The following is a 16,431-nucleotide window of genomic DNA, read 5'->3' on the forward strand; positions in this document are numbered from 1 at the left end:
AGGGAAACCCTCAGACGAGGCCGGAGGCCTTCAGCTTCTCCAGGACAGCATCGGAGTAGTCCAGGTTGGTGTTGACAAAGCGGACATCCTCCATCTCTTCCAGGCTCTCCAGCAACTTCAGGTTCTGGATGGCGGTCCTCTCCTCCACCATGACGGTGGAACGGGGCACCAGAGAAACATCCGAGGCGGTTATCTTCAGGTTCTTGGCCTCCAGGGCCCGGCGCACCTTCTCCAGGTCGTGGGGTCGGGTATAGACCTCGATGAGCGCTTCCTCGGTCTTCACATCCTCGGCCCCGGCATCTATGGCCTCCAGGGCCGTCTCCTCCGGCGTGGTGGTTTCAGCGGTAATAACCCCCCGGGACTCAAAGAGCCAGGCCACGGCGCCGCTCTCGGCCAGGCTTCCGCCGTGGCGGGATAAGACATTGCGCACTTCCTGGATAGTGCGGTTGCGGTTATCGCTGAGGGCCGCCACCATGATGGCCACCCCGCCGGGGCCATAGCCCTCCAGGGTAAGCTCGACCAGGTTGGCCCCCTCCGCCCCCCCCACCCCCCTCTGGACGGCCCTCGAGATGTTGTCAGCGGGCATATTCACATCCCGGGCCTTCTGGATGATAAGGCGCAGGCGCACATTGGTCTGGGGGTCCGCCCCCCCCTGGCGGGCAGCGATGGCCAGCTCCCGGGAGAGCCTGGAGAACAGCGCGCCACGCTTCTGGTCGGTGACGCCTTTCGCCCGCTTTATCGTAGACCACTTGGAATGTCCGGACATCTTCCCCCTCCCTCGCCCAGATTCTAGCACTTTTGTCAAGTGCCCTCAATGACCGGTTCTTATGCCTCTTAGTGTATCGTGGTATTTGTCTCTTGTCGTCGCTGTTATAATGGGCGTGATGTTTGGGTGGGAGATAGGCTTCGGTGTAGCCTTTCTAGTGGCTGGTTTCGGCTTCATGAGTGCAGGATACATCTGCTGGGGGATAGTTCTTCTCATTCCTGGTATTGGTCTAGCCGTTACAAGCTATCTTCGTATTCACAGCAAAGTCGGGGTTGGGATAGACCTATCAGATTTCAAAGGAGAGTATTTCCAGCGCACCAATATCCCTAGTGAGTATCAGTTTTCAGGGACGATTGAGGTAAAAGTCCCTAATGCGGTTGCTGTCCGTGAAGTGTATCTTGACATCCTCATTGAAGGCAAAAGTATACGAGCCAATCTGATGTCAGATATGGAAGGTTTTGGCGAAGGCTATACTCTGTCGCCATCCAAGCCATTATTCAAACGAATAGCCTTTCAGTTGACTAGCACAATACCAATAGATACACCGCCTAAACAAGGCACTCTCCACTTTATGACCACGGATTGGGAGAGAACAAAGGTCGTCAGCCTAAAATATGAGGCATATATGCATAAGAACCGCTGACGTGGCAGGCATCAAGGCCCCTTACAAGACATGGCCTGATTTGGTGAGGGCCGACAAGTGACTACACCTAGACGCATAAGAACCCAATGACCTGCCCGTGGAGCCTCGCCCGCCGAGGCTTGACAGGGTGGGAGAAGGCCCCTAAAATGTGGCCCATCCGGGGAACTGATGCGCTTTGATGTAGGGGAGCAGCTGAGGGAGCCCGTGGGCACCATCCACACCTATAGCCTGGAAGAGAGGATGGGCCTGTGTGAAGGGGAGGAGTTCCCTGTCGCGGGCAGGTTGAATTTTATGCGCACCTCCCAAGGCCTCCTGATAACGGCCAACCTGGAGGCCAGGATGGAAGCCTCCTGCAACCGTTGTCTGGACAGTTTTACACTTTCCGTCCCCTTCCATATTGAGGAGGAGTTTTTCCCCACCTCGGACCCCTGGAAGGGAGGCAGGCTGGCGACCCCGGAGGACGCCTTCACCATAGATTCGCACCAGGTGCTGGACTTGACAGAAGCCCTCAGGCAGTATATCCTTCTGCAAATGCCCATGAAGCAAGTCTGTCGGCCCAGTTGCCTGGGCCTCTGCCCCCGCTGCGGGCACAACCTCAACCTGGGCCCCCATTCCTGCCCAAGGGACTAACTCCAAGAAGCAAAGGAGGGAGAAAAGCCAGCTATGGCCCCTTTACCCAAGAAAAGAACTGCCAGGGCCAGACAGGGAGAAAGGCGAAGCCATCTCCACCGCGTGAGCTCCGCTCTCAGCCCGTGCTCTCAGTGCCACACTCCCAAGCTACCCCATCACGCCTGTCCCACCTGCGGCTACTACAATGGGAGGCAAGCAGTAAAAATAAAGGGGAAGGGGAAAAAGGGGTAGAGGGGGTTGCTTAGAACTCCCCTTTGCGACCTTCTAGATATCCAATACCCCATCTTTCAGGGCGGGATGGCTTGGCTTGGCACCAGTGAGCTGGTGTCGGCGGTCTCCAACGCCGGGGGCTTGGGCATCATCGGTTCCGGGAATGCCCCCGGCTCCTGGGTGCGGGAGCAGATAACCAAGACCCAGGAAAGGACCGCCAGGCCTTTTGGCGTCAATGTCATGCTCCTCTCCCCCAATGTGCAGGAGGTGATAGAGGTGGTGTTGGAGGAGAGACCGAAGGTGGTCACCTTCGGTGCCGGCAACCCGGCGGTTCATATCCCCCGCTTCAAGGAGGCAGGGGTCCGGGTCATCCCGGTAGTGGCCTCAGTGGCCCTGGCCAAGAGGCTGGAGCGGGCCGGGGCCGATGCCTTCATAGCTGAGGGCATGGAGTCCGGGGGCCATATCGGTGAGATAACCACTATGGCGCTGGTGCCTCAGGTGGTGGAGGCGGTGGATGTGCCTGTGGTGGCCGCCGGGGGTATCGCCAATGGGCGGGGCCTTGCAGCCGCCCTTGCCCTGGGGGCCCAGGGGGTCCAGATAGGCACCCGTTTTGTCTGCGCCCAGGAATGCATAGCCCACCCCAACTACAAGAAGAAGATAATGGAGGCGAGGGACCGCTCCACGGTAGTCTCCGGCACCCCCACCGGCCACCCGGTGCGCTGTCTGGAGAATAGGCTTACCCGCCTTTTCCAGGAACGGGAAAGGGCCGGGGCCACGCCCGAAGAATTGGAGAAGCTGGGTGAGGGCAAGCTCTATCTGGCAGCAATTCTAGGGGACGTGGAAAACGGCTCTGTCATGGCAGGGCAGAGCGCTGCCCTGGTAAGAGACATAAAGCCCGCAAAGGATATTGTTGAGGAAATCGTGCGGGAAGCAGAGGAGGTGCTAAAAAGGCTGGCCGTCCTGCCCCAGCCTGTGAAACATGTTTAAGAAAGGTTCCCCCAAAAAACGAAGCCCTTCAAAGGGGTCCAAAGTGGCCTTTATCTTCCCGGGGCAAGGTACCCAGTGGGTGGGGATGGGCAAGGACCTCTACCAGACCTTCCCCTCCGCCCGCCAGGTCTTTGACGAAGCCGACGAGAGCCTGGGTTTCGACCTCTCCCGACTCTGCTTTGAAGGGCCGGAGGAGAAATTGCGCCAGACGGTCTATGCCCAGCCGGCCATCCTCACCATGAGCCTGGCATGTCTGGAAGCGGCCCGGGAGATGGGCCTGGAGCCCTGCCTGGGAAAACCAGACTTTGTGGCCGGGCACAGCCTGGGGGAGTACACCTCCCTGGTGGCCGCCGGCGTCCTGGACCTCCCCGAGGCTGTCTCTCTGGTCAGGCAGCGGGGCAAGCTGATGCAGAAGGCCTCCCAGCAAGAAAAGGGCGGGATGATCGCCATCCTGGGGCTGGACCTGGAGACAGTGGTTGAGGTATGCGAGTGGAGCGGGACCGAGATAGCCAACGTTAACTGCCCCGGCCAGGTCGTCATCGCCGGCACCGCGGAGGCCCTGGCCGAGGCCAGAGAGTTGGCCCAGGAGCGGGGGGCCAGGAGGGTGGTAACCCTGGATGTCTGCGGGCCCTTCCACTCCTCCGTCATGCGCCGGGCCCTTCGGGCACTGGGCCGGGCTATCTCCTCCCTGCGTTTCCATCACCCCAAGGTGCCCATCGTGGCCAATGCCTCTGCCCGGCCCCTCACCAGTTCCCAGGCGGTGAAGAAGGAGCTTCGCGTCCAGCTCTGCTGCCCCGTCAGGTGGCAGGAATCGGTGAATTTGATGGTCGAACGGGGGGTAGATACCTTTGTAGAGCTGGGACCAGGCAAGGTGCTCTCCGGAATGATTGAGCGCACTGCCCCTCAGGTTCAGACCATCAACATCGGTGACCTCCCCAGCCTGGAAAGGGCAAGGAAGATTGCCCCTCCCGGGTAGTCAAGAATAGCCAGAATACCGCACACATGGGCATAAGGACTGCTCTGCGCTGTTCTCGTTGCGGCTCCGGCGGTCTGGCCCCCCAGGCCCCGGAACATTGCCGCCGTTGCCTGCGGCATGGCTTTCACCGGGTGTTGCCCCAAATAGAGGACCGCCCGTGAAAGGCCCAAGGCGGTGGGCCCGGGAGACCGCCTTCAAGGCCCTCTACGAGGGGGATGTGGCCCGCCATGACCCCCTCCTGGCCCTGGAGCGCCTGGTGGAGGAGGAAGCACTGCCCCCCGAGGTAAAGGGCTATTCCCGGGAGCTGGTGGAGGGGGTGCTCAAGAAACAAAGGGAGCTAGATTCCCGCCTGAGGCGTCTGGCCCCCGCCTTCCCCCTGGAGCAGCTCTCCCCGGTTGACCGCAACATCCTGCGCCTTGCCCTGTGGGAGGTCCTGCATCCTGCCAATATACCGCTGAAGGTGGCCATCAATGAAGCCGTGGAGCTGGCCAAGACCTTTGGCTCAGATACTTCCCCCCGCTTTATCAACGGGGTTCTTGGCTCGGTAGCCGATGAGGTCCTGGGAAAAACAGCCCCAGGAAAGGAGGCGAACGGATGACAACAGTCGCAGAAAGGTTGAAGAAGGTCATCACTGAGCAACTGGGGGTGGAGCCTGACCAGGTGGTGCCGGGGGCCAGTTTCGTGCAGGACCTGAACGCCGATTCCCTGGACCTGGTGGAGTTGGTCATGGCCATCGAGGAGGAGTTCTCCAACCCCGATAAGAAGTTTGAAATCCCCGATGAGGATATGGCCAAGCTGAAGACCGTCCAAGACGCCCTGGACTACCTCAAGAGCCGGGGCATCTAGTACTGTAGCTATCCCCCGTCAGGCAGGCAGGATAGAGAGTTGGATGGTGCGCCGGCGGGGGCGGGTGTCAAACTCCAGAAGGATTATCTGCTGCCAGGGGCCAAGTATGAGCTGGCCCTCCCGGAAGGGGAGGGAAAGGGAAAAGCCGAAGAGGCAGGCCCTGAGGTGGGAGGTGGCGTTCTTCTCCTGCCAGGCCTGGTTGTGACGGTAGTCGGCGAGGGGGGGGACCAGCCTGTTCCCCAGGGCCCTCAGGTCCTCCAGCAGGCCCGGCTCATTTTCGTTGAGGATGAGGCCAGCGGTGGAGCCCAGGACAAGGGCCACTACCACCCCAGAGGCCACCCCGCTCCCCTTCACCTTCTCCGCCACCCTGGCGGTGATGTCCAGGCAATCTCCGTCGCCCTTGGTGTCTAACTCCAGGCTCAGGTGCATGACTTTCCCCCTTTCATAGTTCTACGCCATCCCAATTGACTTCATCCAGGAGAAACACCGGGCCATCCCGGCAGACCAGGCGGTTGCCGTTTCCGGTGGGCACCGAGCAGCCCAGGCAGACCCCAAAGCCGCACCCCAGCCTCAACTCCAGGGAGACCTGGACAGGCTTATCCTTGAGCTCAGGCATCCGGGCCAGGGCCCGTAGCATCTCTCCCGGCCCGCAGGCAAAGACCTGGTCCGCCTTAGCCAATAGCCCGGGCAACAGGTCCGTTGCCAGCCCCCTATCACCAAAGCTGCCATCTTCTGTCGCTATGACCGTCTTGAGTCCCGGGGGGAGGAGCTCCTGGGGATAGAGCCTCTCCTTCGTCCTGGCCCCCAGGAGGAGGGTAGCTTCCAGGCCCTTCTCCCCGGCCCTCTGGGCCAGGAAGGCCAAGGGGGCCACCCCCATCCCCCCTGCCACCAGCAGGACCCTTTTTGCCTTGCCATCCAGATGAAAACCCTTGCCCAGGGGCCCCAGGAGGTCCAGGGCCTCACCCGGCTTCCTCCGTGAGAGCCAGGAGGTGCCCTTCCCCACCACCTGAAAGAGGAAGGCGAGGCGGGAGGGGGTGGCGCGGTGGACGCTCAAGGGGCGGCGCAGGAAGACCCCTTCCCCGCAGCCCACCATTAAGAACTGCCCCGGCTCCAGGGCCATCTCCGGCCTCTCGGCCCACATAAGAAATATCCCGGGCCTGACCTCTTCCACCCAGAGGACAGGGGCGAAAAGGCGCTTCAAGCCCTTTCCTTCACCCCGGCCCGGTAAAGGGGCAGGGGCAGGATGGAGTAGGGCTGGGCGGAATCAATGAGCACCTCCAGGGCCACCCGGAAGGTGTCCAGGGAGGTAAAGCAGGGGATGCGCTGCTCCGCCGCTGCCCGGCGGATCTGGAAGCCGTCCCGGAGGGGTGTGCTCCCATGGGTCAGGGTGTTGACCACCCCCTCTACCTTTCCCCCCAGGATGATGTCCAGGACATTTGGATGGCCCTCGCTCAGCTTCTTGGAGATCTGGGTCACCTCCAGGCCGGCCCTCTCTATCAGGGTCGCGGTGCCCTCGGTGGCATAAAGGCGATACCCTGCCTGGGCCAGCCTTTGGACCAAAGGCAGGGCCTCCCCCTTGTCCCGGTCTGCTATGGAAAGGAGCAAGGCCCCCTGGGGCGGGAGCATGAGGCCCGCCGCCATGAGGGCCTTGGCCAGGGCGGGGCCGAAGGCATAGTCAATACCCATGACCTCGCCGGTGGACTTCATCTCCGGGCCCAGGTAGGTATCCACCCCCGCCAGCTTGGACATGGAGAATACGGGGGCCTTCACCCCCACCAGCTTCTGCTTCTTCCACAGCCCCGATGGGTAGCCCAGCTCCCTCAGGCTGCGCCCCAGCATCACCTGGACCGCCAGGCGCACCATGGGCACCTCCGTGACTTTGGAGATAAACGGGATGGTGCGGCTGGCCCGCGGGTTCACCTCCAGGACATAGACCGTGGAGCCTCCATCCCCGTCCCTCATGATGTCAAACTGGACATTCATCAGCCCCTTCACCTGGAGGGCTCTCCCGATGCGCAGGGTGTAGTCCACCAGGCTGTCCGCCTCGGCCTGGGTCAGGCCCAGGGCGGGATAGACAGCGATGGAATCGCCGCTGTGGACCCCCGCCCTTTCAATATGCTCCATTATCCCGGGGATGAGGATACTCTCGCCGTCGCAGACCGCATCCACCTCGCACTCCTTCCCCCCCAGGTACTTATCGATAAGGACGGGGTGCTTGGAGTCCATCTCCATGGCCGCTCCCACATACCTCAGGAGCTCCTCGGGGTTGTGGACGATTTCCATAGCCCGGCCCCCCAGAACATAGCTGGGGCGGACCAGGACAGGGTAGCCTATCCGGGTAGCTATCTCCAGAGCCTCCCCCCGGGAGGTGACCCCGGCCCCAGGGGGCTGGGGGATACCCAGGCGGTTGAGGAAGTCCTCAAACCGCCGGCGGTCCTCCGCCAGGTCTATGGTCTCGGCCGAGGAGCCGGCGATGGGCAGGCCCGCCCGCACTAGAGGCTCGGCCAGGTTTATCGCCGTCTGGCCCCCAAACTGGACAATGGTGGGGGTGGTCTCCCCCTCATTCTCCAGGATGTCCCTCAAGCTTTCCTCATCCAGGGGTTCAAAATAGAGGCGGTCGGAGGTGTCAAAATCGGTGGAGACAGTCTCGGGGTTGGAGTTGACCATGATGGAGGCCATCCCCTCCCGGCTCAGGGCCCAGGCGGCATGGACGGAGCAGTAGTCAAACTCAATCCCCTGGCCGATGCGGATAGGCCCCGAGCCCACCACCACCGCCTTTTTCCCCTCCAGAGGCAGTGCCTCGTTCTCCTGCTCGTAGGTGCTGTAGAAGTAGGGCGTCTGGGCCTCAAACTCGGCGGCGCAGGTATCCACCATCTTGTAGACGGGCCTTATCCCCCACCCCCGGCGGAGCTGTCTCACCTGCTCCGGCAGGCGGTCGGCCAGGGTGGCGATTACCTCATCTGGGAAGCCCAGGCGCTTTGCCTGGCGCAGGAGGTCCTGAGTGAGGGGCTCGGACAGGAGTCGTCTTTCCATCTCCACCAGGTTCTGGAAGCGGGAGAGGAACCAGGGGTCCACCCCTGTCCTCTGGGCCAGCTCCCCGTGCCCCGCCCCCCTCCGGAGGGCCGCCAGCACCGCCCAGATGCGGAGGTCGTGGGGTGGATAGAGGGGGAACTGGCGCCAGTCGCTGCCCCAGCCCCTGTCCTCCCACAAGATGCTCTTGTTGCCGAACTCCAGGGACCGGATAGCCTTCTGGAAGGCGGCCTCAAAGCAGCGGTCAATGGCCATGACCTCGCCCGTGGCCTTCATCTGGGTGCCGATGGTCCTCTCCCCCGAGGCGAACTTGTCAAAGGGCCAGCGAGGTATCTTCACCACACAGTAGTCCAGGGCAGGCTCAAAGGCAGCCGTGGTCTTGCCGGTGACCCGGTTCGGTATCTCGTCCAGGCGGCGGCCCACGGCAATCTTGGCCGCCACCCTGGCAATGGGGTAGCCTGTGGCCTTGCTGGCCAGGGCCGACGAGCGGCTAACCCTGGGGTTGACCTCAATGACATAGTAGGCACTCCCCTCCCCACCCCCCCATTTCTCCATTACTATGGGGTGGGGCCTCAGGGCAAACTGGATGTTGCACCCCCCCTCAATCCCCAGGGCGCGGATTATCTTCAAGCTGGCGGAGCGGAGCATCTGATATTCCTTGTCGGTGAGGGTCTGGGAGGGGGCCACCACGATGCTGTCCCCCGTGTGCACCCCCATAGGGTCAATGTTCTCCATATTACAGACTGTAATGCAGGTATCGGCCCCGTCCCGCATCACCTCGTATTCAATCTCCTTCCACCCCTCCAGGCTTTTCTCCACCAATACCTGGTGGATGGGGGAGGCGGCCAGTCCCCCCTGGACGATGCTGGTCATCTCCTCCCAGGTATGGGCCAGGCCCCCGCCGGTGCCCCCCAGGGTATAGGCGGGGCGGATGACCACTGGCAGGCCCAGCTTCTTGGCGGCGGCCTGGGCCTCCTCCAGGGTGGTGGCCGTCTCACTGGAGGGGACGGGTTCCCCGACTTCCAGCAGCATCTGGCGGAAGAGGGCCCGGTCCTCCGCCTTCTTGATGGTGGAGAGGGGGGTGCCCAGGAGGCGGACGCCGTATTTGTCCAGCACCCCCGCCTCCGCCAGCTCCACCGCCAGGTTCAGCCCGGTCTGGCCCCCCAGGGTGGGCAGTAGGCCATCAGGCCTTTCCCTTTCTATGACCCGGGCGATAGCCTCCACGGTGAGGGGTTCGATATAGACGATGTCGGCGATGCCCTCATCGGTCATAATGGTGGCGGGGTTGGAGTTGACCAGGACCGAGACCACCCCCTCCTCCCGGAGGGCCTTGCAGGCCTGGGTCCCGGCGTAGTCGAACTCCGCCGCCTGCCCGATGATAATGGGCCCCGACCCTATGACCAGGACTTTTTTGGGCTTATCCATCCCCCGCCCGCTTCTTCATCTCCTGCTCAATCAGCTCAAAGTCCTCTCTGGGTATTTCCCTGAGGCCCTCACGGAAGAGGCGGCCCCCGGGATGCCTGAGCTTTCCCGGGACAAAGCTCAGGTGAGGCGACACCGCCCCAGCCGGCAAGGCCTTGTCCTTTGGCAGGACGAGCTCCGGACGCCTTTCAAAGCGGACGGGGCGGACATTGTCCGGCCAGATGGGCCGCCACTCCACGAAGACGCGGGAGCGGGCCACGCAGATGGCCCCGAAGGCCTCCCACCCCCGGACGTAGTAGATAATCCTGTCCCCGGGCTCCACCCGGATGGCCTTCTCGAGGTCCTCCTCCTGGTAGCCGTCCAGGGCGAACTCGTTCCCAATGTCCAACTCAAAACTCTCCGGGCTGGTGCTGGAAAGCCAGTAGGCCATAAGGCTATCCCCAGGGGTAGAGGCGCTTGGCATCCGGGATGGATAGGCAGATGTCCTCGCTGCTTATGTCGGTGCTGCCCCGGGCCCTGGCCCTCCCCGCCGCGCACATCAGCAGGTTCAGGATGGCCTCCTTGATTTTCCCGTCCGAGAGCTCCCCTCTTTCCATCGCCGCCCGGAGACGGTCCTCCCCCGTCTTCCCCTGGATGAGGATGACGTACTCGGCCATTCCCTCCACCCTCATCCCCTTGTTCTCCGCCAGGAACTCCGTGGTGGCATCAGCTACCAGCTGGGCCAAATTAAAGATGGCTTTCATAGAACCTCACCCTTTCTGCCAGGGCCTTCTGTTCAAGCCTGCCCCTGCGGCGAGCAGCCCTCACCCCCTGGCCCCCTCTCCGTTCAGGGAGAGGGGGGAATTATCTCGCCCCTGCATCCCGATAGCTTCATGTTTTCACCATCTCCAGGAATTTGTCAAAGATATACTCGTTGTCTCTGGGGCCGGGGGAGGCCTCGGAGTGGTACTGGATAGAGAAGATGGGCAGGTCTCTATGGGCCAGGCCCTCCACGGTGCCGTCGTTGAGGTTTATCTGGCTCACCTCCAGTCCCCCCTTAAGGCTGTCCCCGTCCAGGGCGTAGCCGTGGTTCTGGGCGGTGATGAACACCCGCCTCGATTTCAGGTCCTTTACCGGGTGGTTTGCCCCCCGGTGGCCGAACTTCAGCTTGAAGGTCCTCCCGCCAAAGACCTGCCCTAAAATCTGGTGCCCAAGGCAGATGCCCAGGAGGGGCTTCTTCCCGACAAGCCCCTTTGCTGTCCGGACAGTGTAGTCCAGCAGGGCCGGGTCCCCCGGGCCAGGGGAGAGGACTATGCCATCGGGCTTGAGGGCAAGAATGTCCTCGGCGGAGGCTGTTGCCGCCACAGCGGTGGCCCGGCAGCCCCTCCGGGCCACCAGGCGCAGGATATTATATTTGAGACCGTAGTCCAGCACAACGATGTGGTAGCTGGGGGCCGGGGGGGCAGGCCAGTCATAGGGGGCAGGGGTGGTTACCTCCTGGACAAAGTCCATCTCCCCGTAGCTGGGCCGGCTCTTGAGGATGCCCAGGGCCTCTTGCGGAGAAAGCCCCTGGGCCAGCATCCCCATCATCACCCCTCGCACCCTCAGCCTTCGGGTGATGGCCCGAGTGTCCACGCCCCAGAGGCCAGGGATGCCGTATTCCTTCAGGAACTGGTCCAGGGTCTTGTGGGAAAGCTCGTGGCTGGGGGTGGGGCAGAGCTCCCGGACCACAAAGCCCCGCACCTGGATTCTCTTGCTCTCAAAGTCCTGGGCGTTGATGCCGTAGTTCCCCTGGAGGGGATAGGTAGCCACAAGGACCTGGCCGGCATAGGAGGGGTCGGTGAGCATCTCCTGGTAGCCGGTCATGGCGGTGCTGAAGACCACCTCGCCATAGGCAGTGGTCTCCGCCCCAAAAGGGACGCCCTCATAGACCGACCCATCCTCCAGGACCAGGAAAGATTTAGCCACCCTCACCCCCTGTCCCCCTCTCCCTGGGGGAGAGGGGGAATTTGAAATAGAGATTCCTGGGGGACACCCCCAGGCCCCCGCCAGAGGGGGCAAAGCCCCTCTGGACACCCCCGTTCCCCAAAGGAGGACATCGCTTTCAATAACTTGTTTCTCCCCTTCATATCTTCGCTTTTCGGGACTCCGGGACTTCCAGCTTGAGGGAGGGGTCCAGGTAAGCGGCCTTCCCACCCACCAGGGTGGCCATTACCCTGCCCTTAAGCTTCTCCCCACCCAGGGGGGTGTTCTTCCCCCGGGAGGCGAGGGCCTGGGGGTCCACCGTCCACTCCCTGTCGGGGTCAAAGATGACAACATCGGCGGGCCAGCCCACCTTGAGGCTCCCCAGCTCCTTTCCCAGGATGCGGGCCGGGCCTATGGTGAGACGGGCGACCAGCGTGAGGAGGTCCAGCTCGCCCCGGTGCACCAGGGCCATCAGGCTGCCCAGGGCCGTCTCCAGATTGGACATCCCCGGACCCGCCCGGGAGAACTCCACCAGCTTGTCCACGAGGGCGTGGGGGGCATGGTCAGTGGCCACCGCATCTATCAAGCCTTCCCTCAGTGCTTCGGCCAGGGCCTTCCTTTCCCGCTCCGAGCGCAGGGGGGGGTTGACCTTGAGGTTTGTATCGTAGGGGATAGGGGCCAGGAGCCTGTCATCGGTGAGGGTCAGGTGGTGGGGGGTGGCCTCGCAGGTCACTTTCACCCCCTTCTCCTTCCCCCTACGGATATGCTCCAGGGAACCCTGAGAGCTCACATGGTGGATATGGACATGCCCCCCGGTGAGGCCCGCCACGGCCACATCCCTGGCCACCGCCGCCTCTTCCGCCTGGGAGGGCATGCCCCGCAGGCCCAGGCGGAGGGAGACCACCCCCTCGTTCACCAGGCCCTCCCGGGCAAGCTCCGGGTCCTCACAGTGGTCCATAACGGGCAGGCCCAGGTAGCGGCTGAACTCCAGGGCCTGGCGCATAATCCGGGAGCCTGTCGGGTGGCCGTCATCGCTGAAGGCCACCGCCCCCGCCCGGGCCATGGCCTCCATCTCCACCAGCTCCTTCCCCACCCTGCCCCTGGTAAGGGCCCCTACAGGGAGGACCCTCACCAGGCCCTCTCTTGAGGCCTTGTCCTTCAGGAACTCTATCAGGGGAGGGGTGTCCACCGGGGGGCGGGTGTTGGGCATGGCGCAAACCGTGGTAAAGCCCCCCCGGCAGGCGGCCAGGGTGCCCGAGGCCATGGTCTCCTTGTCCTCCTGCCCCGGCACCCGCAGGTGGCAGTGGAGGTCCACAAACCCGGGGGAGACCACCAGGCCCTGGCCCTGAAGGACCTTGTCCGGCTCCTGGGGCGGGGGGGCGTGGCCTATCCACAGGACCCGACCCTTCCCCACGAGGATGTCTCTCACGCCGTCCAGCCCCTGGCCGGGGTCCATCAGCCTGCCTCCGGAGATAAGGATAAGGTCACTCATGGGCACCTCCCAGCAGGAGATAGAGCAGGGCCATCCGCACCGCCACCCCGTTGGTCACCTGTTCATCTATCAGGGACTGAGGCCCGCGGGCCACCTCTGGGTCTATCTCCACCCCTTCATTTACTGGCCCGGGGTGGAGGATGGGGGCCCCCGGCCGGGCCCGGGAAAGCCTCTGGGCGTTGAGTTGGTAGAAGGCCACATACTCCTCCAGAGAGGGGCTGAGGTCCTGCTGGCGCTCCAACTGGAGCCGGAGGGCTATAACTGCCCCCGCCCCTTCCAGGGCCCGTTCCAGGTCCCATTCTACCTCCACCCCGGCATAGGCATCGGCGAAGCTCATGGGGAGGAGTGTGGGGGGGCCACAGAGGACCACCCGGGCCCCCAATGCCCTGAGGCCCCGGATATTGGAGCGGGCCACCCGGCTGTGGAGGATGTCCCCCACAATCACCACCTTCAGCCCCTCCAGGCCCCCTATCTTCTGCCTGAGGCTGAAGATGTCCAGGAGGGCCTGGGTGGGGTGGGCATGGGCACCGTCTCCGGCATTGACAATGCTGGCCCGGCAGTAGCGGGCCGCCAGGTAGGGGGCCCCTGCCTCGGGATGGCGGATGATGATGGCATCGGCCCCCAGGGCCTCGATGGTCTTTATGGTGTCTAGAAGGGACTCCCCCTTCACCACGCTGGAGGCCTGGGCGGTGATGCCCACCACCTCGGCGCTTAGAGTCTTGGCCGCCAGCTCAAAGGAGGCGCGGGTGCGGGTGCTGGGCTCATAGAAGAGGCCGAAGACCCTTTTCCCCCGCAGGGTGGGCACCTTGGGCACCGGACGGGTGAGTACCTCTTTCATAGCCGAGGCCGTTTCCAGAACGGCCTCTATCTCCTCTCGGGAGAAATCGTCCAGGTCCAGGACATGGTGGTGATGCCAGGTCAAGGTGTCTCCTTCTTTCTGATGGCCACCTCGTCCCTCCCGTCCACCTCCGCCAGCCTCACTATGACCTCCTCATCCCGGGAGGTGGGGACATTCTTCCCCACATAGTCGGGCCGGACGGGCAGCTCCCGGTGTCCCCGGTCCACCAGCACCGCCAGTTGAATTGAGCGCGGCCGGCCGTAGTCCATGAGGGCATCCATAGCCGCCCGGATGCTCCTCCCGGTATAGAGCACATCGTCCACCAGGACCACGGCCTTCCCCGTGATATCGCCAGGGATATAGGTGTGGCGCACCTGGGGGGGAGGCCCCAGGGGGATGTCATCGCGGTAGAGGCCGATATCCAGGACCCCCACCGGCACCTCTATCCCTTCAAACTCCCGGATATTCCTGGCCAGGCGTTGGGCAAGGGGGACCCCCCGGGTGAGGAGGCCCACAAACACCACCTCCTGCCCCCCCTTGTTCCTCTCCACCACCTCGTGGGCGATGCGGGTCAGGGCGCGGCGGAAGTCCTCGGCGTTGAGGATAACCTTTTCCTGCATAAAAAAACCCCCTGCCGCGGCTGGCAAGGGGTTATAGTACTTTTTTTCCACCCTGTCTCCCTTACCAGCCTCACCGGACTGGTTTAAAGGTCCCTACCTCAGGGCCTTGTGCTATTGTAACACAAAATCCGCCCCTTTTCAAGTCTCTTTCAGCCAGGTCTGGGCCTTTTCCAGGTCCTGGGGAGTATTGATGTTGAAAAAGGGGAGGGTGTCCCCCATCTCCCTCCCCTCCACATAGCGCACCTTCACTCGAGTGAACACCTCCAGAAGGGAGAGCTTTCCCTGGCGCAGGAGGTCTCTGAGGACGGGGAGGCATGTTCGGGAGTAGACGGCATGGAGGGGCTCTAAAAGCTCCCCCACCCGGGGGACAACCGCATCATAGCCGGGGGCCAGGGAGAGAAGATAGCCCAGGAGCTCGGGCCTGATGAAGGGCATATCGCAGGCCAGGGCCAGGGCATAATGGCTGGGGGAGAGGAGCAGGCCGGTGTAGAGCGCCCCCAGTGGGCCTTTCCCCGGGAGAATATCCGCTACTATCCTCACCCCTGGGAGAAGGGGGAGGGGTCGCCCATCCCCCACCACCCACACCTCCCCCAGAGGCCTTGTCAGGCGGACGGCCCGTCCCAGGAGGGTTTCTCCCTCAAGCAATACGCCCGCCTTCTCACGGCCCAGGCGCAGGCCCTTCCCTCCGGCCAGGATGAGCACCACCGGCTTCACTGCTCCCATTTTACCAGACCATCTCCCCAGCCGTTTTGTGAGTTTGGTCGCTTCTTTTTTGTATGTTCTACAACCCTGGATTTCCCATATCAAACAGGGGCACAAATACGGTTCCTATGGTGGGATAGCACATCCTTGACAGCCGAGTCCCGGAGTCTTACTATCGGCACAGGTGGGTATACGCGGCTGGCACGTCCTTACCGAGAGCTGAAATGGGAAATCAAGGGTCAAGAGGGCAGCGGATAGTCAGATTTGTTGTCATTGTGCTCTTGCTCGCCGCTTTGGGCGTATGGACCGTTGCCTGCGGAGCGAGGCAGCCTACACCTACCCCAACTCTTACTCCTGCCCCCACGCAAACTCCTGCTTCCATCCCTACTCGCACGCCCACACCTAGCCCAACACCCACGCCTGCCCCCACCTCAACGCCCACTCCTACCGGCACGCCCACCGTTACTCCTGCCCCGCCTCCCGTCACTCCTCTTACTCCTGAAGTTACTCCTCCCCCTGTTCCTCCCGCTACTACGACAACATATGAACTCCTGTTTCGTGACGGTACAATGGAAAGAATCCCCATTGACCTGAGGAAAGGGGACATTGTGGCGGTGTCAGTAGACGTACCCTCCCCAGGGCAGATTATGGCGGTTGGAGTGGAGGACCCGGCCGGGGGAGGCCTTGAATTCCAGGCCGTCTATTATGATGACCGAGAAGTCACGTTTAAGGCTGTAACAGACGGAAAACACAATATTGTTGTGGCCCAGATGGACTCCAGAGGGGGTGCAGCGGCCGTCGTCATCAAATACTACCCTGCGGGGTCGTAGCGAGGCGGGCACCTGAGTGGCCCTGGAAGCCCTGAAGCAGGCCCACCGCCGGGGGGAGGCAATGCTGGCCCATCTGGAAAGGGCTTTGGCCTCTCTGGACAGAGAAGGTCGCCCCCTGGAACCTATTGATGAGTTCCTGGCCTTCTGCGATGGGGAGCTGGAGGCGCATTTTTCCCAGGAGGAGGAGAGCCTCTTCCCCCGGCTGGAGAGGGCCATCGGCCCGGGGTGGACCGATGAAAGCCATGCTGGAGGAGCACCTCTCCCTATGGAAGGCCGAGGACGCCCTTAAAGAGGGCCTCAAGGCCGCGCGGGGAGCCCCCTCACAGGTATCTCTGGAGAAGGCCCGCTCCCTGGTGCCCGTACTAAGGCATATCCTCGGCTCCTCAGGAGCCATATTGAAAAGGAGGAGAAGGTCCTCTTCCCCCTGGCGGAAAGGTTCCTCAGCCCTCAGGACCTTAGAGACATAGAGGAGGCCCTTGGCCATCAGGACCAAGA

The 16,431-nt window shown here is 62.7% G+C and carries 20 protein-coding genes; 9 read left to right on the forward strand and 11 right to left on the reverse strand.

The genetic code is table 11. The features are described from left to right. Positions 1-10 precede the first annotated feature (10 nt). Positions 11-766 carry a YebC/PmpR family DNA-binding transcriptional regulator gene (locus tag KJ624_01120; protein MBU2008441.1) on the reverse strand — a complete coding sequence of 252 codons (756 nt, stop codon included), beginning with the start codon at positions 764-766 and terminating at the stop codon, positions 11-13. Positions 767-884: 118 nt separating this feature from the next. Between KJ624_01120 and KJ624_01125 the strand changes: the two genes are divergently transcribed. From KJ624_01125 to KJ624_01155, 7 genes are all read left to right on the forward strand, one after another. Continuing rightward, entirely contained in the window at positions 885-1,409 is a 525-nt protein-coding gene (locus KJ624_01125; GenBank protein MBU2008442.1) for a hypothetical protein, read from the forward strand. A gap of 168 nt (positions 1,410-1,577) precedes the next feature. Then, a complete protein-coding gene (locus KJ624_01130; protein ID MBU2008443.1) occupies positions 1,578-2,039 on the forward strand; it encodes a DUF177 domain-containing protein in 462 nt (153 codons plus the stop codon). A gap of 33 nt (positions 2,040-2,072) precedes the next feature. Next, positions 2,073-2,270, forward strand: a complete 198-nt coding sequence (gene rpmF, locus KJ624_01135; GenBank protein ID MBU2008444.1) for a 50S ribosomal protein L32 — start codon at positions 2,073-2,075, stop codon at positions 2,268-2,270. A 6-nt stretch (positions 2,271-2,276) separates the two neighbouring features. After that, positions 2,277-3,236, forward strand: a complete 960-nt coding sequence (gene fabK / locus KJ624_01140) for an enoyl-[acyl-carrier-protein] reductase FabK (GenBank protein MBU2008445.1) — start codon at positions 2,277-2,279, stop codon at positions 3,234-3,236. Beyond that, positions 3,229-4,212: an ACP S-malonyltransferase gene (gene fabD / locus KJ624_01145; protein ID MBU2008446.1), complete on the forward strand. Its 984-nt coding sequence runs from the start codon at positions 3,229-3,231 to the stop codon at positions 4,210-4,212. Before fabK ends, fabD begins: the two co-directional genes overlap by 8 nt. 157 nt (positions 4,213-4,369) lie before the next feature. Then, the gene (gene nusB / locus KJ624_01150; GenBank protein MBU2008447.1) at positions 4,370-4,810 is read left to right on the forward strand and encodes a transcription antitermination factor NusB; all 441 of its coding nucleotides are present in this window, start codon (positions 4,370-4,372) and stop codon (positions 4,808-4,810) included. Further along, positions 4,807-5,058, forward strand: a complete 252-nt coding sequence (locus tag KJ624_01155) for an acyl carrier protein (GenBank protein ID MBU2008448.1) — start codon at positions 4,807-4,809, stop codon at positions 5,056-5,058. The genes nusB and KJ624_01155 overlap by 4 nt, the downstream gene beginning before the upstream one ends. A gap of 18 nt (positions 5,059-5,076) precedes the next feature. Here the strand turns inward: KJ624_01155 and KJ624_01160 are convergent, their stop codons facing one another. The 10 genes from KJ624_01160 to KJ624_01205 all read right to left on the reverse strand — a co-directional run bounded on the left by KJ624_01160 (position 5,077) and on the right by KJ624_01205 (position 15,127). Continuing rightward, positions 5,077-5,487 (reverse strand): secondary thiamine-phosphate synthase enzyme YjbQ, encoded by a 411-nt coding sequence (locus tag KJ624_01160; protein ID MBU2008449.1) that lies wholly within the window; start codon positions 5,485-5,487, stop codon positions 5,077-5,079. Positions 5,488-5,500: 13 nt separating this feature from the next. Beyond that, positions 5,501-6,259, reverse strand: a complete 759-nt coding sequence (locus KJ624_01165; protein ID MBU2008450.1) for a dihydroorotate dehydrogenase electron transfer subunit — start codon at positions 6,257-6,259, stop codon at positions 5,501-5,503. Then, positions 6,256-9,513, reverse strand: a complete 3,258-nt coding sequence (gene carB, locus KJ624_01170; protein MBU2008451.1) for a carbamoyl-phosphate synthase large subunit — start codon at positions 9,511-9,513, stop codon at positions 6,256-6,258. The genes KJ624_01165 and carB overlap by 4 nt, the downstream gene beginning before the upstream one ends. Continuing rightward, positions 9,506-9,940 carry an EVE domain-containing protein gene (locus KJ624_01175; protein MBU2008452.1) on the reverse strand — a complete coding sequence of 145 codons (435 nt, stop codon included), beginning with the start codon at positions 9,938-9,940 and terminating at the stop codon, positions 9,506-9,508. Before KJ624_01175 ends, carB begins: the two co-directional genes overlap by 8 nt. A 4-nt stretch (positions 9,941-9,944) precedes the next feature. Continuing rightward, a complete protein-coding gene (locus tag KJ624_01180) occupies positions 9,945-10,253 on the reverse strand; it encodes a hypothetical protein (GenBank protein ID MBU2008453.1) in 309 nt (102 codons plus the stop codon). A gap of 127 nt (positions 10,254-10,380) precedes the next feature. After that, entirely contained in the window at positions 10,381-11,457 is a 1,077-nt protein-coding gene (gene carA, locus KJ624_01185; protein MBU2008454.1) for a glutamine-hydrolyzing carbamoyl-phosphate synthase small subunit, read from the reverse strand. Between the two features lie 157 nt (positions 11,458-11,614). Then, the gene (locus KJ624_01190; protein ID MBU2008455.1) at positions 11,615-12,946 is read right to left on the reverse strand and encodes a dihydroorotase; all 1,332 of its coding nucleotides are present in this window, start codon (positions 12,944-12,946) and stop codon (positions 11,615-11,617) included. Beyond that, the gene (locus KJ624_01195) at positions 12,939-13,868 is read right to left on the reverse strand and encodes an aspartate carbamoyltransferase catalytic subunit (protein MBU2008456.1); all 930 of its coding nucleotides are present in this window, start codon (positions 13,866-13,868) and stop codon (positions 12,939-12,941) included. Before KJ624_01195 ends, KJ624_01190 begins: the two co-directional genes overlap by 8 nt. After that, positions 13,865-14,404 (reverse strand): bifunctional pyr operon transcriptional regulator/uracil phosphoribosyltransferase PyrR, encoded by a 540-nt coding sequence (gene pyrR / locus KJ624_01200; protein ID MBU2008457.1) that lies wholly within the window; start codon positions 14,402-14,404, stop codon positions 13,865-13,867. The genes KJ624_01195 and pyrR overlap by 4 nt, the downstream gene beginning before the upstream one ends. 138 nt (positions 14,405-14,542) lie before the next feature. Beyond that, positions 14,543-15,127: a molybdenum cofactor guanylyltransferase gene (locus tag KJ624_01205; GenBank protein MBU2008458.1), complete on the reverse strand. Its 585-nt coding sequence runs from the start codon at positions 15,125-15,127 to the stop codon at positions 14,543-14,545. Positions 15,128-15,675: 548 nt separating this feature from the next. Between KJ624_01205 and KJ624_01210 the strand changes: the two genes are divergently transcribed. Both KJ624_01210 and KJ624_01215 read left to right on the forward strand, forming a co-directional pair. Then, complete coding sequence (locus KJ624_01210; GenBank protein MBU2008459.1) at positions 15,676-15,936, forward strand: hypothetical protein; 261 nt, start codon at positions 15,676-15,678, stop codon at positions 15,934-15,936. 16 nt (positions 15,937-15,952) lie between these two features. Continuing rightward, a complete protein-coding gene (locus KJ624_01215) occupies positions 15,953-16,225 on the forward strand; it encodes a hemerythrin domain-containing protein (protein ID MBU2008460.1) in 273 nt (90 codons plus the stop codon). The last annotated feature ends 206 nt before the right edge of the window (positions 16,226-16,431 follow it).

This window comes from Chloroflexota bacterium (assembly GCA_018825785.1).
Lineage (GTDB): Bacteria > Chloroflexota > Dehalococcoidia > JACVQG01 > JAHKAY01 > JAHKAY01.

Coding starts and splice junctions, on each gene's coding strand:
- carB (MBU2008451.1), bottom strand. CDS start 9,513: ATGGATAAGCCCAAAAAAGTCCTGGTCATAGGGTCGGGGCCCATTATC.
- KJ624_01160 (MBU2008449.1), bottom strand. CDS start 5,487: ATGCACCTGAGCCTGGAGTTAGACACCAAGGGCGACGGAGATTGCCTG.
- KJ624_01130 (MBU2008443.1), top strand. CDS start 1,578: ATGCGCTTTGATGTAGGGGAGCAGCTGAGGGAGCCCGTGGGCACCATC.
- KJ624_01190 (MBU2008455.1), bottom strand. CDS start 12,946: ATGAGTGACCTTATCCTTATCTCCGGAGGCAGGCTGATGGACCCCGGC.
- KJ624_01175 (MBU2008452.1), bottom strand. CDS start 9,940: ATGGCCTACTGGCTTTCCAGCACCAGCCCGGAGAGTTTTGAGTTGGAC.
- fabD (MBU2008446.1), top strand. CDS start 3,229: ATGTTTAAGAAAGGTTCCCCCAAAAAACGAAGCCCTTCAAAGGGGTCC.
- KJ624_01180 (MBU2008453.1), bottom strand. CDS start 10,253: ATGAAAGCCATCTTTAATTTGGCCCAGCTGGTAGCTGATGCCACCACG.
- rpmF (MBU2008444.1), top strand. CDS start 2,073: ATGGCCCCTTTACCCAAGAAAAGAACTGCCAGGGCCAGACAGGGAGAA.
- KJ624_01120 (MBU2008441.1), bottom strand. CDS start 766: ATGTCCGGACATTCCAAGTGGTCTACGATAAAGCGGGCGAAAGGCGTC.
- KJ624_01205 (MBU2008458.1), bottom strand. CDS start 15,127: ATGGGAGCAGTGAAGCCGGTGGTGCTCATCCTGGCCGGAGGGAAGGGC.
- KJ624_01155 (MBU2008448.1), top strand. CDS start 4,807: ATGACAACAGTCGCAGAAAGGTTGAAGAAGGTCATCACTGAGCAACTG.
- KJ624_01125 (MBU2008442.1), top strand. CDS start 885: ATGTTTGGGTGGGAGATAGGCTTCGGTGTAGCCTTTCTAGTGGCTGGT.
- KJ624_01210 (MBU2008459.1), top strand. CDS start 15,676: ATGGAAAGAATCCCCATTGACCTGAGGAAAGGGGACATTGTGGCGGTG.
- pyrR (MBU2008457.1), bottom strand. CDS start 14,404: ATGCAGGAAAAGGTTATCCTCAACGCCGAGGACTTCCGCCGCGCCCTG.